Below are 15,004 nucleotides of genomic sequence, written 5' to 3' on the forward strand. Positions count from 1 at the left end.
CTTCAGTCCGTTCAGTGTCCGCCGCGGCCGCGCATGCCCGGCTGGGCCGCCTCGACCGCCGTCTTCAGCACCAGGGTCACCACGGCCAGCAGGCACAGCAGGGCCGCGACGGCGAAGGCGCCGACGAAGTCGTACTCGTTGTAGAGGATCTCGACGTGCAGCGGCATGGTGTTGGTCAGACCGCGGATGTGGCCGCTGACCACCGACACCGCGCCGAACTCGCCCATGGCGCGGGCGTTGCACAGCAGCACGCCGTACATCAGGCCCCAGCGCACGTTGGGGGCGGTCACCCGCCAGAAGGTGTAGAGCCCGCCCGCGCCCATCGACACCGCCGCCTCTTCCTCGCTGGTCCCCTGCTCCTGTATCAGCGGGATCAGCTCGCGGGCCACGAACGGGAAGGTCACGAACACGGTCGCCAGCACGATGCCGGGCACGGCGAAGATGATCTTGATGTCGTTGTCGACCAGATATTCGCCAAACCACCCCTGCAGGCCAAAGATCAGCACGTAGATCAGGCCCGCCACGACCGGCGACACCGAGAACGGCAGGTCGATCAAGGTGATCAGCAGCGGCTTGCCGGGGAACTCATGCTTGGCGATCGCCCAGGCGGCGCACAGGCCGAAGGCGGCGTTGAACGGCACCGAGATGGCGGCGGTGATCAGGGTCAGCTTGATGGCGGCCAGGGCGTCGGTGTTCTGGACCGCCTCCAGCGCCACGCCCAGGCCCTTGCGCAGGGCCTCGGCGAAGACGGCGACCAGCGGCAGGATCAGAACCAGGGCCAGAAAGGCCATGACCGTGCCGATCACCAGGACCTTGGCCCACAGCGGATCGTCGGTGGCCTTGCGGTGCCCCTTAGCGGAGTTTTGAGCGCCAGCCATCAGTCGAACCTCCGCGCCCAGGCCTGGATGGCGTTGATGACCAGCAGCATCGTGAACGAGACGGCCAGCATCACCACGGCGATCGTGGCAGCCCGGGCATATTCGAACTGCTCCAGCTGGATGATGATCAGCAGCGGCGCGATCTCGGACTTGTAGGGCATGTTGCCGGCGATGAAGATCACCGAGCCGTACTCGCCGACCCCACGGGCAAAGGCCATGGCGAAGCCGGTCAGCCAAGCCGGCGCCAGGGCCGGCAGGACGATGCGTAGGATCGTGTCGATGCGGTTGGCGCCCAGGCTGGCGGCGGCCTCCTCGACGTCCTCGGCGGCGTCGCGCAGGACGGGCTCGATGGTGCGGACCACGAACGGCAGGCCGATGAAGATCAGGGCGATGGTCACCCCGACCGGGTTGTAGGCGGCCTTGATGCCCAGAGGGGTCAGGAACTGCCCCACCCAGCCATTGGGCGCATACAGCGTCGCCAGCGCGATGCCGGCCACTGCGGTCGGCAGGGCGAACGGCAGGTCGACCAGGGCGTTGATGAGCGTCTTGCCCGGAAACTCGTAGCGAACCAGCGCCCAGGCGGTCAGCACGCCGAAGATGCTGTTGATCACCGCCGCCACGAACGCCGCGCCAAAGCTCAGGCGATAGGCGGCCAGCGAACGCTGCGAGGTCGCCACGGCCCAGAACTCGGCCGGCGATTGGTCGGCGGCCTTCAGAACCACGGCGCTCAGCGGGATCAGGACGATCAGCGACAACACCGTCAGCGTCACGCCCATCGTCAGGCCAAAGCCCGGAATAGCCGAACGCCTACGGAAAAGCGGCCGCTTGCCCGGCGGTGTGGACGACCGGCGCGAGGCGGTGTCGGCGGTCATCGTCTGATCGTCGTCCAGGGTCCGGGCTCGCCACATAGCTCAAGGCAAAGGTTGAACGCGCCGGAACGGATAAGGGTCCCGACGGCGCTGCTGAAACTGAGCCGCTTAAATCTCTACCGGAGGGATGGGGCAAATGAGAAAAGGCAGGTGGGGGTGGGAGAAAAACTGGCGAGGTGCCTCCGCAGAATATTTTTCAAGAAATTATGAAATTTCCAAATTCGGCATGCTCTCATCAATAGAAGTTCTTAAATTCTCTACAGCCACTCGCAATCTATCTATCGATTTATCCATAAGTTCTCTAGGACATGTTCCCGAGATAAAATCCTGCAAATTCCCAGAAACTACATCACACCCCAACTCTAAGTCGAACATCCCAACCATCACTGACGATGGCAACATGCCCGTATCAATACCGGAAAGAAATTTTGCCCCAGCTCCTAAACCATCCACCACCATCTTTGATCTTCTACCATTCATACTTCCGTCATCTAATCGCTTTTCCATAGAACTAACCATAGCGATAATTTTGCTAGATTGATATTTTACAGAAATAAACGCCTGACGAATCTTTCTGCTATCACTTATTATACTTTTCTCTACCTCAAGATCCCTGTTTGCTTTTATTTGACGAGCAACAAACCAACCAGATGCAAGAATACTGACGATAGATCCAATAGCCTGGACCCATCCAGCACCACCATCTCCAGTAAACCAGACAAGAAAATCACCCCAGTGATTTCGATTCACAGCAATGGTGACCAATATGGGAAACAACACCGCATAAATCGCAGCGAAGCTCATTCCCCGATCAAACCATCTCACAAGCCCCTCCCATCGCGACCAAATCGCGCGAGGCCAAGCTTAGCTTCTATTGGAAAAGTTCAAAGCAGGCATGACCACTCAGATGAGCGTAGCCCTGCTTCTAATGTGAACAAAAATTGGTAGGCCGGGTGGGGTTCGAACCCACGACCATTCGATTAAAAGTCGAATGCTCTACCACTGAGCTACCGGCCCGCTCACGATCCGGCGGGCGCCGGTTGGAAGCGGCGCGGAACATAGTCGGGGGTCACCGACGTCGCAAGCATGGTTTCGCCGTTTTTCCGATGGATGACGGTAAAGCTGTGGGCGGGTTAGGGTGAGTCATGCGTGAAACCTTGCTTTTGGCGGTCTTTTGCGGCGCGAGCCTGGCCGGAACGGCCTTTGCCCGGCAGCAGGAGCCCCCGCCCCTGCTGGGCGCGCCGCCTCCCCAACACGAGGATTCGCCCGTCCAACCGACCGACGACGGACGAATCAGATCGACCTCGGAGGCCAATCGCGACGGCATCACCGGCGCCATGACCGCGCCGCTGCGCGATGTGAACCTGGTCCGCACCAAGATCCCCCGCGTGCTGCTCGAAGCGATGGATGATCCCTACCAGCGGCCCGACAGGGGCGACTGCAAGACGCTGATCAGCCTGGTCCAGCCGCTGGACGTCGCCCTGGGCGAGGACATCGACCGCGTGCCGCCCGCCGAGAACGAGGACCTGATGGATCGCGGCCGCAAGGCGGCCGGCGGCGCGGCCCTGGGCGCGGTGGCCAGCGCGGCGCAGGACATGATCCCGATGCGCGGCTGGGTGCGGAAGCTGACCGGGGCCGAGCGCCACGATCGTCTGGTGCAGAGCGCCGTCGCCTCAGGCGCGGTGCGGCGGGCCTATCTGAAGGGCCTGGGCGAGGCGCGGGGCTGCAACCCGCCGGCCACGCCGCAGCACAAGCCGCCGGCCGCTCCGCCGCTGGTCGAGCCCGGCATGCCGCCGCCGCGCGATCCCTACGGCCCACGCAAGCCGCGCTTCCCGATCAACAAGGAAGAGGTCGCGCCGGTGCCCCAAGGCCCCCGGTACTAGGCTCCCAGATGCCGCGCCCGGAAGTCGCGGCGGAACTGCTCGAAGCGCCCCTCTTCGATCGCCGCGCGCATGGCTGCCGTCAGGGCCTGGAAGAAGGCGATGTTGTGCCAGGACAGCAGCACCTGGCCCAGGATCTCCTCGGCCTTGAAGAGGTGGCGCAGATAGGCCTTGGAATAGTCGCGGCTGGCGGGGCAATCGCTGGTCGGATCCAGCGGGCTCTCATCCTCGGCGAACTTGGCGTTCTTCAGATTGATCGGGCCATCCCAGGTCCAGGCCTGGCCATGGCGGCCTGAGCGGGTGGGCAGCACGCAGTCGAACATGTCGACGCCGCGCGCCACGGCTTCCACCAGGTCGATCGGCTTGCCGACGCCCATCAGGTAGCGCGGACGGTCCTCGGGCAGCATCCCCGGCGCGTAGTCCAGCACCTCGCACATGGCCTCGTGGCCTTCGCCGACCGCCAGGCCGCCGATGGCGTAGCCGTCGAAGCCGATCTCGCGCAGCCGGTCCGAAGACTCGCGGCGCAGATTCTCGAAGGTCGAGCCCTGCTGGATGCCGAACAGAGCCTGGGTATCGCGCGCGCCGAACGCGTCCTTCGAGCGCTGAGCCCAGCGCGCCGACAGCTCCATGCCCTTGCGCGCCCTCGCCTCCTCGGCCGGCCAGGCGACGCACTCGTCCAGTTGCATGACGATGTCGCTGCCCAGCAGGTCGGCCTGGATCTCGATCGAGCGCTCGGGGGTGAGCACGTGCTTGGAGCCGTCGACGTGGCTGGAGAAGGTCACGGCCTCCTCGGTCAGCTTGCTGATCCCCGACAGCGACATGACCTGGAAGCCGCCGCTGTCGGTCAGGATCGGCTTGTCCCAGCGCATGAACTTGTGCAGCCCGCCCAGGCGCGCCACCCGCTCGGCCGAGGGCCGCAGCATCAGGTGATAGGTATTGCCCAGGATGATGTCGGCGCCGGTGTCCTTGACCTGGTCGACGGTCATGGCCTTGACCGTCGCGGCCGTGCCCACGGGCATGAAGGCCGGCGTGCGGATGTCACCGCGCGGGGTCTTCAGCACGCCGGTGCGGGCCTTGCCTTCCGTGGCTTTGATCTCGAAGGGGAACGCGGCCATCAGGAGGTCTCGTCTTTGAACAGCAGGCTGCCGTCGCCGTAGGAATAGAAGCGATAGCCCGTGGATATGGCGTGCTCATAGGCCGCCCGCATCGTGGCCTGGCCGGCGAAGGCGCTGACCAGCATGAACAGGGTCGACTTGGGCAGGTGGAAGTTGGTCATCAAGACGTCGGCGGCGCGGAAGCGGTAGCCGGGCGTGATGAAGATGGCCGTCTCGTCGGCGAACGGGCGGATCACGCCGTCCTCGCCCGTGGCGCTTTCCAGCAGGCGCAAGGACGTGGTGCCGACGCAGACGATGCGGCCGCCTGCGGTGTGGACGGCGTTCAGGGCGTCGGCGACGTCGGCGGTCACCTCGCCGAACTCGGCGTGCATCTTGTGTTCGGACAGGTCGTCGGTCTTGACCGGCAGGAACGTCCCCGCCCCCACGTGCAGGGTCACGAAGTGCAGCGAGACGCCCTTGGCTTTCAGAGCCTCCAGCAGGCTCGGCGTGAAGTGCAGGCCGGCGGTCGGGGCGGCCACCGAGCCGTCCTCGCGGGCATAGACGGTCTGGTAGTCGGCGCGGTCGCGCTCGTCCTCGCCTCGCTTGGCGGCGATATAGGGCGGCAGCGGCATGGCGCCGTGCTTGGCGATGCCGATGTCGAGGTCGGGGCCCGAGACGTCGAAGGCCAGCAGGACCTCGCCGCCCTCGTGCTTCTCGACGATGGTGGCGTCCAGGCGGTCGGCGTCGCAGGCGCGGTCCTCGCTGGCGCCGAACGCCACGCGGTCGCCGACCTTCAGACGCTTGCCGGGACGCATGAAGGCGCTCCAACGGCTGGGCGAGACGCGGCGGTGCAGGGTCGCCTCGACGGCCACGGGCGTGCCGTCGGCGCCGCCGGTCGTGCGGCCCTCGCGCAGGCCCGACAGGCGCGCGGGGATCACGCGGGTGTCGTTGAACACCAGGGCGTCGCCGGGGCGCAGGAAGTCGGGCAGCTCTCGCACCACGTGGTCAGCCAACGGCTGACCTGGGCGCACGACAAGAAAGCGCGCGGCGTCGCGCGGCTCGGCCGGACGCAGGGCGATGCGGTCCTCGGGCAGGTCGAAATCGAAGTCGGAAAGGCGCATGGGCGGGCTTCAAGCGCACGATGGACCGGGCGCGTCAAGACATAGGCCGTCACGCGAGTTGGATAGACAACCCTGGCGATCAGCGCGCATGGTTTCGCATAACGATACTCTTCGGGGGAAGAACGCCATGAAACGCCTGCTGATACCGGCGCTGTTGCTGCTTAACGCCTGTGAGCAGAAGACCGCCGCGCCGGCCGCGCCCGCCCCGGCCGAGGAGCGCACCGTCGCCACGCCGGCCAACTCGGCGACCACCGAGACCACGTTCAAGCATGACCCCGCTGTCGAACTGTCCGGCTTCTATTTCACCGAGACGCCGGTCCAGGCCGGGAACTGGAAGCTGACCTCGCTGGATATCGGCCAGCCGTCCGACTTCGCCGACTGGGAAGCCGGCAAGCGCACCGAGACCTACGCCCCGATCTTCCTGGCCTTCGACGACGTCACCAGCCCGACGGCCGAGAACGAGCTGGGCCAGACCTATCACAAGGTCAGCATCCGCCTGCTGCCGGACCGCTACAACGTCGACGGCAAGACGGTGTCCTTCCACGCCAATGACAAGCGCCTGGGCGAGGTGGTGCTGGAGCTCTATCCGGACATGGCCGCCTACAAGAAAGCCCGCAGCAGCGGCCCGAACGACGGCGTGCAGAAGCCCGTCTTCACCGGGTCCCTGCAGATCGGCGCCGAGCGGATCCGCAATCTCAGCTTCTCGTACCACCCTGGGGAGTAAGCGACGCTTCCTTCATGGAAGTCGTGCTATGGGCGCTTCATGCGCCTGATCGTCCAGCTCCTGAGTCTTCTCGTGCGTGGCACGGCCCTGATGTTGGGCCTGGTCGGCCTTGGCATGGGCATCGCCTGCCTGGGCGGGTTCTGGAGCGATCGCCTGGACGCCTTCACCCACGCCGCCCCGCTGTGGCTGATGATGGGCGTCGGCGCGATCGTGCTGGGTGGGATCTTCGCCCGCGGCGGCGAGCGCTGGGTGATGGTGGGCCTGGGGACGGCCACGCTGCTGGCCTGCTCGGTACTGATGCTGCCCGAGCTGTGGGCGTCCTGGCGCTTCAAGCCCGCGACGCCGGCCGCCAGCGATCTCAAGATCGTCCAGTTCAACCTCTGGCACGAGAACCAGACGCCCGAGAAGAGCCTGGCCTGGATCCTGGACCAGGACGCCGACGTCGTGATCGTCGAGGAAGGGGCCGGGGAATCCTGGTCGACCATCCAGGCGCTGCGAAAGGCCTATCCCTTCGCCTCGTGCGACAAGGTCAGCCGCTGCGAGACCTGGATCTTCTCGCGCAAGAAGATGCTCGCCCGCGGCGGCATGCCGACCGAACGCCCGTACCTCTCTGGCGCCTGGGCGACCCTGGCTGACGCCAAGGGGCCGTTCACCGTCACCGGCGTTCACTACACCTGGCCCGTGCCGCCCGGCCTGCAGCAGGCGCAAAGCCGCAAGCTGGTGAAGCTGGTCTCCGGCTTCGACCGCAAGAGCGCTATCGTCACCGGCGACTTCAACTCGACCCCGTGGTCGTTCACGCTGAAGCGCCAGGACAAGGCGCTGGGCCTGCGCCGCTGGACCCGCGCCATCCCGTCATGGCCCGCCAGCAAGTTCTCGCGCGTGATGGTCGCCCCAGCTCCGTTCTTGCCGATCGATCACGTCTATGCGGGTTCGGAGTGGCATGCGGTCAGCGTTGAGCGCGGCCCGGCCTTGGGATCGGATCACCGCCCGATCGTGGTCACCCTGCGCCGCAAATAGAAACGGCCCCGGACGAGGTCCGAGGCCGTTTCCAAAAGTCGTTCGCTCGAGCGTTTAGGCGTCGGCGGCGATCTTCGCGCTGACGATCTTGCCCGGCGCGCGCGGCGGCTCGCCCTTGGGCAGGCTGTCGACATGTTCCATGCCTTCCGTCACCTGGCCCCAGACAGTGTACTGCTTGTCCAGGAAGGTGGCGTCGTCGAACACGATGAAGAACTGGCTGTTGGCCGAGTCCGGGTTCGGGGTGCGGGCCATCGAGACCACGCCGCGCACGTGCGGCTCGTCGTTGAACTCGGCCTTCAGGTCCGGCTTGTCCGAACCGCCGCGGCCGGTGCCCGACGGGTCGCCGCCCTGGGCCATGAAGCCCGGGATCACGCGGTGGAAGACGACGCCGTCATAGAAGCCCTCGCGCACCAGTTCCTTGATGCGGGCGACGTGGCCGGGCGCCAGGTCGGGACGCAGCTTGATCGTGACCGGGCCGGTCTCGAGCGTCAGGATCAGGGTGTTTTCGAGGTCAGCCGACATGGTCTTCCCTTGGATGGAGAGTAAGTGACCGCGCTTCTAGCGTGGATTACGCCCCGATGTGAACCAAGTTCGACCCGGAAACAGTATTGGCTAGCGAACTTGTGCTGGCGGATCGATGTCGCAGACCGAGAAATCCGCGCCTTTCAGGGCCCGCAGACGCTTGGTCTCGGCCGCGAACCACGGGCCTTTCGGGTCGATCACCCGCACCTGCGGACGCTCATTTTCGGGGATGTCGCTCAGCAGGCGGACCTTCTGCATCACATCCTGCGGCGCGGGCACGGGCTCGCCGGTCTTGATGGCGCGCACGGCGTCCAGGCCGCTGATCACGCGACCAAAGGCCGTGTAGCGCTTGTCCAGCGACGGATAGGGCTGGCGCATCAGGAAGAACTGGCTGTTGGCCGAGTTGTTGTCCTCGTCGCGGGCCATGCCGATCACGCCGGGGCAATAGGTCCCCCAGGCCGAGACCTTCTTGTCGGTGGTCACCTCGGCCCAGCTCCAGGCCTGGCTGACGACCGGCAGCGACTTGATGAAGCCGACCTCCAGCCCGGCCGGCGCGGCCTGGGCCACGAACGGCGTCTCGGCGGTCCGGCGGAAGGTGAACTCCGCCTTGAGGTTCGGGCGGTCCGTGCCGCCCTCCCCCGTATTGGTCGGGTCGCCCGTCTGGGCCATGAAGCGGTCGATGACCCGGAAGAAGGTCCGGCCGTCATAAATCCCCGCGCGCGTCAGGTCCTGCAGCCGCGCCACGTGGTTGGGCGCGACCTCGGGGACCAGCTCGACCAGCACGCGGCCCTTGTTGGTGTCGATCACCATCACCGTCTCGGGCGCCGGCGTGCGCCAGTCCGCTTCGGTCGGCTTAGCCGGAGCCGCCGTCACCGCGCCGGCGGCCATGAGAGCGAGCACCAGGGTCATGGTCACTTCACCTGAACAGGAACGTCGACGTCGCAGTTGGTGAAGCTGCCGCCCATCTCGGCGCGGCGCTTGTCGACCAGAGCCTTGAAGGCGGCCGAGCCGGTGTTCATCACCTGGATCGACGGACGCTTGTCGGCCGGCAGGTCGGCCAGCAGCTTGACGCTGATCATCTTGTCCTGCGGATCGGGAACGGGCTCGCCGGTCTTGATGGCGCGCACAGCCTCGAGACCCTGGAGGACGCGGCCAAAGGCCGTGTACGTCTTGTCCAGCGAGGCGTTGGCCTGGCGCATGAAGAAGAACTGGCTGTTGGCGCTGTCGGGGTCGCCGGCGCGGGCCGCGCCCAGGACGCCCGGACAGAAGTTGCCCCAGGTCGCGACCTTGCGGTCGGCGGTCATCACCGCCAGGGCCGAGTTCTGGCTGGTCACCGGCATCACGCCGACCCAGCCCGACTCGTTAGTCCCGACCTTGAAGCTCTGGGCCAGCGGGGTGTCGGCGCCGCGGCGGAAGGTGAACTCGGCCACCAGGTTGGGCTGGTCCGAGCCGCCCATGCCGGTGTTCTGCGGGTCGCCCGTCTGGGCCATGAAGTCGCTGATCACGCGGAAGAAGGTCAGGCCGTCATAGAAACCGCTCTTCACCAGGCCACGCATGCGCTCGACATGGTTCGGCGCCGCCTGCGGATAGAGCTCGGCGATGATCCGGCCCTTGTTGGTCTCGACGACGATGACGTTATTCGGATCGGGCGTGCGCCAGTCGCCCGCGGCGGTCTGGGCCGAGGCCGCCCCAAAGGACGTCGCGGTGGCGGTAAGCGCCAGCACGGCGGCGGTCATGGCGAGCTTCATCGAATTCCCCGAACTGAATGGCCGGGTGGGCGTAGAACGACACGGCCTCCCCGACAAGTGCGACAGCCCTTGAAGCGCACGATTCCGGCCGCTTCGGGGCAGCGTCGGGATCTCGACGCCGATCATCAGGATCGGCCCGCCGCAGCGATCATGAACAAAAAGAAACTGGACCCTGCGCCTAGGCGCGTGCCACCTGCGCCAACCTCAAGGTGAGACGAGTAGAGTCTCACCACTAATATTGGGTGCGTAAATGCGAATTCTCGTCGGGACTCCGACGTATAACGGACAGCTCACTACTCCGTATACTTCATCATTGCTGGGACTCTCAAAACTCCTTGGCAACAAAATGGAGTGGGCGACGACGAATGGCACCTTGATTGCGTTCGCGCGCAACGCCCTGGCCAGCCGTGTGCTTGAAGAAGACTTCAGCCACCTGCTGTTTATTGACTCGGATGTCAGTTTCCAGCCCGAGATCGTCCAGCGCCTGATCGAATTCGACCAGCAGATCGTCGGCGCCGTCTATCCGCAGCGCACGATCGACCAGCAGCGCTTCTTCCACCAGGCCCGCAACCGCGCGGACGCCAACTCCGCCTGGGCGACGTCCCTGAGTTTTCCGATGACCCTGGAAACGCCGCACGTCTCGCGCGGCGACTTCTATCGCGCCGAAACCATCCCGGCTGGCCTGATGCTGGTCAAGCGCGAGGCCCTGGAGAAGCTGCGGCAGGACTATCCCGAACTCTATCGGTCGGCCGCCGACAGCTACTACCAGTCGCAGGGCCTGAAGAACGTCCTGCAGTGCTTCGACCCGGTCTACGACCCGAATGGCATCGCCATCGGCGAGGACCTGTCGTTCTGCCGCCGCTGGCGAGCGAAGGGCGGCGAGCTGTGGACGATCTTCGACGACACGGTCGGGCACTTCGGCCCGTTCCTGTTCCGCGCCCGCCTCTAGCCCCTAGAACGCCCCCAAACCCGATCATCCCCGCGAAAGCGGGGACCCAAGCTGGCTTTCAGGATGGGATGAGGCCGAGCGGCGACCCCCTGACTCAGCTTGGATCCCCGCTTTCGCGGGGAAAGTCGGTTTCAGGGAAGGCTCAGAGCTAAATGTCGCCCCGCCCTAGTCCTTCAGCTTGATCTTCTTTTCGATCACCGCCCCCGCCTTCTCGGCCTTCTTGCGGCGTTCGAAGACCTGACGCATGTGGCGCACGTCGGTGGCGCTGAGATGCTCCTCGGCGGCAACGAACTGCTCCTGCTCTTCCTCGCGGATGTGGTGGAGATATTCCTCCTTCAGCCCCTCGAACCGGCGCAGCCAGCCGGGCGAGCCCATGTCGCGGGCCGCCAGGTCGGCCAGCATGTCGTCGATCTCCTTGTGCTCGGAGATGGCATGACGGGCGAAGTCGGTCGTGGCGGGGTCGCGCAGCACCGACGACCACAGCGCCTGCTCCTCGGCGGCGGCGTGGGCCTTCAGCTCGCGCACCAGCTCTTCGAACAGGGTGCGGCGGTCTTCGGAGTCACCTTGGGTTTCCTCGATCATGGCCAGCAAAGCGCGGTGGCGGTCATGGTCCTCGACCAGGCGGCCAAAGATGTCCGGATCGCCCCGGAAGGTGGTCTTCGGCGTGCTGCCGATGCGCGCGGCGATGTTGGGCGCGATCGCCTTGGCCTTGGCGATAGCCTCAGCCTTGGCGTCGTGTTCGCGGCGGCTGGTTGAAACTTCGGAGGTCTGGCTCGGCATGGTTCGGCTCCCACTAGGACCGATCGCCGATCACGACCGGTCCTTCAGAACGCCTAAGCTCTAGGTCCGCCGAAAAGTTCCGAGCCCTAGGCCTTACCGACCTTGGCCAGCAGCTGCTCGGCCACGCCGGCCGGCACGAACTTGCCGATGTCGCCGCCCAGGGTCGCGATCTCTTTCACCAGGCGCGAGGCGATCGCCTGGTGTCGCGGGTCGGCCATCAGGAAGACGGTCTCGATCTCGCGATCCAGCTGCTGGTTCATCGCCGTCATCTGGAATTCGTATTCGAAGTCGGCCACGGCCCGCAGGCCGCGCACGATCATCTGGGCGTTCACCTCGCGGGCGAAGTGCATCAGCAGGCTCTCGAACGGCCGGACCTCGATCTGGGCGATCTTGGTCAGGTGCGCCGTTTCACGCTCCAGGATGGCGACCCGCTCGTCCAGCGTGAAGAGCGGACCCTTGCCGCTGTTCACCGCCACGCCGATCACCAGCTTGTCCACCAGCTTCACGGCCCGCCCGATGATGTCGAGATGACCGTTGGTGACCGGATCGAAGGTCCCCGGATAAAGCCCAACCCGCATGCAACCCCCTGCTCTAAGGGCCCGAGGGTTACGGGGTCTCGTCCGCCCCGCTGTCCTCGCCCTGGTTGTCGTCCCCACCGGAATCGGCGAGGCGCTCGACGCTGACGACATGTTCGTCCTGCGCGGTGCGGAAGATGGTTACGCCCTGAGTATTCCGCGCTGCAACACGAATTTGCGAGACGGGCACCCGAATAAGTTGACCTTGATCAGTTACCAGCAGGATCTGGTCGCTTTCATCGATCGGAAACGACCCCACCAGACGGCCGCCGCGCTTGGAAAGGTCTTGCGCGGCAAGGCCTTGGCCGCCACGGCCGGTGCGCCGGAAGTCATAGGCGCTCGTGCGCTTGCCAAAGCCCTCCGACGACACGGTCAGCAGGATTTCCTCGGCCGCGCCCAACTCGGCGATGCGTTCCGGCGTCAGGGTGGTTTCGTCGCCGTCCTCTTCGCCCTCTTCCGCCACGACCGGCGCGTCCTCGCCCTCTTCGCCGGCGGCGCGCAGCATGGCGCGCTGGTGCTTGAGGTAGGCGGCGCGCTCAGCCGGGGTGGCGTCGACGCTGCGCAGCACGGCCATCGAGATGACGGTGTCCTCGCCGGCCAGCTTCACGCCGCGAACGCCCGTGGAATCACGGCTGGCGAACACACGCACCTCGTCGACCGAGAAGCGGATGCAGCGGCCGGCGGCCGTGGTCAGCAGCACGTCCTGGTCGGCGTTGCAGACCGAGACGCCAACGATGCCGTCGCCTTCATCCAGCTTCATGGCGATCTTGCCGTTGCGGCGGACGTCCACGAAGTCGGACAGCTTGTTGCGACGCACGCTGCCCGAGCGGGTGGCGAACATCACGTCCAGGCCGCTCCAGGTCGCCTCGTCCTCCGGCAGGGCCAGGATCGAGGTGATGGTTTCGCCCGGCTCGATCGGCAGCAGGTTGACGAACGCCTTGCCGCGCGAATTGGCGACGCCCTGCGGCAGGCGCCACACCTTCATCTTGTAGACCTTGCCGCCCGAGGTGAAGAACAGCAGCGGCGCGTGGGTCGAGGCCGAGAACACGCGGGTGACGGCGTCCTCGTTCTTGGTCGCCATGCCCGACTTGCCTTTGCCGCCCCGATGCTGGGTGCGGTAGTTGGCCAGCGGCGTGCGCTTGACGTAGCCACCCATGGTGACGGTGATGACCATGTCCTCGCGGACGATCAGGTCCTCGTCTTCCATGTCGGCGTCGCCGTCGACCAGGATGCTGCGGCGCGGGATGGCGAACTTCTCGCGGACCTCGACCAGTTCCTCGCGGACCACGGCCATGATGTTGGCGCGGTCCGACAGCAGCTCCAGATAGCCACGGATGGCGTCGGCCAGGGCGGCGGCTTCATTGCCGATTTCGTCACGGCCCAGGCCGGTCAGACGCGACAGGGTCAGGGCCAGGATGGCGCGGGCCTGCTCGTCGGTCAGGCGGATCAGGTCGCCGCCTTCCTGCACGGTGCGCGGGTCGGCGATCAGCGCGACCAGCGGCATCATGTCCCCGGCCGGCCAGGCCTTGGCCACCAGGCGCTCGCGGGCCTCGGTCGGGTCCTTAGACGAGCGGATGATGTGGATGAACTCGTCGATATTGGCGACGGCGATGGTCAGGCCGACCAGCACGTGGCCGCGATCGCGAGCCTTGCCCAGCTCGAACTTGGTCCGGCGGACGACGACTTCCTCGCGGAACTCGACGAACAGCTCGAGCAGCTTGTGCAGGCCCATCTGCTCGGGACGGCCACGGTTCAGGGCCAGCATGTTGACGCCGAACGAGGTCTGCAGCGCGGTGAAGCGGTACAACTGGTTCAGGATCACTTCGCCCGAGGCGTCGCGCTTCAGCTCGACCACGATGCGCATGCCGTCGCGGTTGGATTCGTCGCGGATGTCGGCGACGCCCTCGATCTTCTTATCGCGGACCAGCTCGGCGATGTACTCGACCAGGTTGGCCTTGTTCACCTGATACGGGATCTCGGTGATGATGATGGCTTCGCGGCCGGCGCGCAGCTCTTCCACGCTGGCGACGCCGCGCATGATGACCGAGCCGCGGCCCGTCAGCAGCGCCTGACGCGGGCCCGCGCGGCCGATGATCTCGCCGCCGGTCGGGAAGTCGGGACCGGGCACCAGGTCCAGCAGCTGGTCGGTGGTGACGTTCGGGTCGTCGATCAGCAGCAGGCAGGCGTCGATGACTTCTCCCAGGTTATGGGGCGGGATGTTGGTGGCCATGCCGACGGCGATGCCGCCCGCGCCGTTGACCAGCAGGTTGGGGATCCGCGACGGCAGGACGGTCGGTTCCTGCTCCTTGCCGTCGTAGTTGTCGGCGAAGTCGACCGTGTCCTTGTCCAGGTCGGCCAGCAGCGACATGGCCGGCGGGGCCATGCGGCATTCCGTGTAACGCATGGCGGCCGGCATATCGCCGTCGACCGAACCGAAGTTCCCTTGGCCGTCGATGAGGACCAGACCCATCGAGAACGACTGGGTCATGCGGACCAGGGTGAAGTAGATCGAGGCGTCGCCGTGCGGGTGATACTTACCCATGACGTCACCAACCACGCGGGCCGACTTGACGTACGGACGCTCGGGCGTCTGGCCCTGCTCGTGCATCGAGAACAGCACCCGGCGGTGCACGGGTTTGAGACCGTCGCGCGCGTCCGGCAGGGCGCGGCTGACGATGACGCTCATCGCATAGTCGAGGTACGAACGACGCAGTTCGTCTTCGATATTGATCGGGGCGACATCCCCGCGAGAACCGTCAGCGGGGATAGTGTTTTGATCGTCGCTCAAGGGGATTTTTCGCCGTCAGAATCGGACACGGAACCGTCGAAAAGGGTTAGCATTTCAAG

15 protein-coding genes and 1 tRNA gene are annotated in these 15,004 nt (G+C 65.7%); 4 read left to right on the top strand and 12 right to left on the bottom strand.

Going from position 1 to position 15,004, the window contains the following annotated elements; all coding sequences use genetic code 11:
* Nucleotides 1-11 precede the first annotated feature (11 nt).
* From cysW to J7528_RS09245, 4 genes are all read right to left on the bottom strand, one after another.
* Nucleotides 12-878: a sulfate ABC transporter permease subunit CysW gene (cysW, locus tag J7528_RS09230; RefSeq protein WP_291873179.1), complete on the bottom strand. Its 867-nt coding sequence runs from the start codon at nucleotides 876-878 to the stop codon at nucleotides 12-14.
* On the bottom strand, nucleotides 878-1,750 hold the full coding sequence (gene cysT / locus J7528_RS09235; RefSeq protein ID WP_291873181.1) for a sulfate ABC transporter permease subunit CysT: 873 nt from the start codon (nucleotides 1,748-1,750) through the stop codon (nucleotides 878-880). The genes cysW and cysT overlap by 1 nt, the downstream gene beginning before the upstream one ends.
* A 201-nt stretch (nucleotides 1,751-1,951) precedes the next feature.
* Complete coding sequence (locus tag J7528_RS09240) at nucleotides 1,952-2,551, bottom strand: hypothetical protein (protein ID WP_291873186.1); 600 nt, start codon at nucleotides 2,549-2,551, stop codon at nucleotides 1,952-1,954.
* A 138-nt stretch (nucleotides 2,552-2,689) separates the two neighbouring features.
* Nucleotides 2,690-2,764 (bottom strand) — tRNA-Lys (locus tag J7528_RS09245).
* A 128-nt stretch (nucleotides 2,765-2,892) separates the two neighbouring features.
* On the opposite strand from J7528_RS09245, the gene J7528_RS09250 reads away from it, so the two are divergent.
* Nucleotides 2,893-3,630, top strand: coding sequence for a hypothetical protein (locus J7528_RS09250; protein ID WP_291873188.1), 738 nt, complete (start codon nucleotides 2,893-2,895; stop codon nucleotides 3,628-3,630).
* On the opposite strand, the gene tgt is transcribed toward J7528_RS09250, so the two are convergent.
* Together tgt and queA are read right to left on the bottom strand one after the other, a co-directional pair.
* Complete coding sequence (gene tgt, locus J7528_RS09255) at nucleotides 3,627-4,742, bottom strand: tRNA guanosine(34) transglycosylase Tgt (RefSeq protein WP_291873190.1); 1,116 nt, start codon at nucleotides 4,740-4,742, stop codon at nucleotides 3,627-3,629. The genes J7528_RS09250 and tgt overlap by 4 nt on opposite strands.
* A complete protein-coding gene (gene queA, locus J7528_RS09260; protein ID WP_291873191.1) occupies nucleotides 4,742-5,842 on the bottom strand; it encodes a tRNA preQ1(34) S-adenosylmethionine ribosyltransferase-isomerase QueA in 1,101 nt (366 codons plus the stop codon). Before queA ends, tgt begins: the two co-directional genes overlap by 1 nt.
* A gap of 127 nt (nucleotides 5,843-5,969) precedes the next feature.
* Between queA and J7528_RS09265 the strand changes: the two genes are divergently transcribed.
* Both J7528_RS09265 and J7528_RS09270 read left to right on the top strand, forming a co-directional pair.
* On the top strand, nucleotides 5,970-6,566 hold the full coding sequence (locus J7528_RS09265; protein ID WP_291873192.1) for a hypothetical protein: 597 nt from the start codon (nucleotides 5,970-5,972) through the stop codon (nucleotides 6,564-6,566).
* Between the two features lie 39 nt (nucleotides 6,567-6,605).
* Entirely contained in the window at nucleotides 6,606-7,583 is a 978-nt protein-coding gene (locus J7528_RS09270) for an endonuclease/exonuclease/phosphatase family protein (protein ID WP_291873193.1), read from the top strand.
* Nucleotides 7,584-7,637: 54 nt separating this feature from the next.
* Here J7528_RS09270 and J7528_RS09275 read toward each other — a convergent pair whose 3' ends face one another.
* The 3 genes from J7528_RS09275 to J7528_RS09285 form a co-directional block, all read right to left on the bottom strand.
* Entirely contained in the window at nucleotides 7,638-8,105 is a 468-nt protein-coding gene (locus J7528_RS09275) for a peptidylprolyl isomerase (protein WP_291873194.1), read from the bottom strand.
* A gap of 90 nt (nucleotides 8,106-8,195) precedes the next feature.
* On the bottom strand, nucleotides 8,196-9,014 hold the full coding sequence (locus J7528_RS09280; RefSeq protein ID WP_291873195.1) for a peptidylprolyl isomerase: 819 nt from the start codon (nucleotides 9,012-9,014) through the stop codon (nucleotides 8,196-8,198).
* 2 nt (nucleotides 9,015-9,016) lie between these two features.
* On the bottom strand, nucleotides 9,017-9,853 hold the full coding sequence (locus tag J7528_RS09285; RefSeq protein WP_291873196.1) for a peptidylprolyl isomerase: 837 nt from the start codon (nucleotides 9,851-9,853) through the stop codon (nucleotides 9,017-9,019).
* 373 nt (nucleotides 9,854-10,226) lie between these two features.
* On the opposite strand from J7528_RS09285, the gene J7528_RS09290 reads away from it, so the two are divergent.
* On the top strand, nucleotides 10,227-10,802 hold the full coding sequence (locus J7528_RS09290; RefSeq protein ID WP_291873197.1) for a hypothetical protein: 576 nt from the start codon (nucleotides 10,227-10,229) through the stop codon (nucleotides 10,800-10,802).
* Between the two features lie 165 nt (nucleotides 10,803-10,967).
* On the opposite strand, the gene J7528_RS09295 is transcribed toward J7528_RS09290, so the two are convergent.
* The 3 genes from J7528_RS09295 to gyrA all read right to left on the bottom strand — a co-directional run bounded on the left by J7528_RS09295 (nucleotide 10,968) and on the right by gyrA (nucleotide 14,945).
* Nucleotides 10,968-11,582 carry a hemerythrin domain-containing protein gene (locus J7528_RS09295; protein WP_291873198.1) on the bottom strand — a complete coding sequence of 205 codons (615 nt, stop codon included), beginning with the start codon at nucleotides 11,580-11,582 and terminating at the stop codon, nucleotides 10,968-10,970.
* 86 nt (nucleotides 11,583-11,668) lie between these two features.
* Nucleotides 11,669-12,160: a pantetheine-phosphate adenylyltransferase gene (gene coaD / locus J7528_RS09300; protein WP_291873199.1), complete on the bottom strand. Its 492-nt coding sequence runs from the start codon at nucleotides 12,158-12,160 to the stop codon at nucleotides 11,669-11,671.
* Nucleotides 12,161-12,188: 28 nt separating this feature from the next.
* Nucleotides 12,189-14,945, bottom strand: a complete 2,757-nt coding sequence (gene gyrA, locus J7528_RS09305; protein WP_291873201.1) for a DNA gyrase subunit A — start codon at nucleotides 14,943-14,945, stop codon at nucleotides 12,189-12,191.
* Nucleotides 14,946-15,004: the final 59 nt, after the last annotated feature.

Source organism: Caulobacter sp. (assembly GCF_017744445.1).
Classification (GTDB): Bacteria; Pseudomonadota; Alphaproteobacteria; order Caulobacterales; family Caulobacteraceae; genus Caulobacter.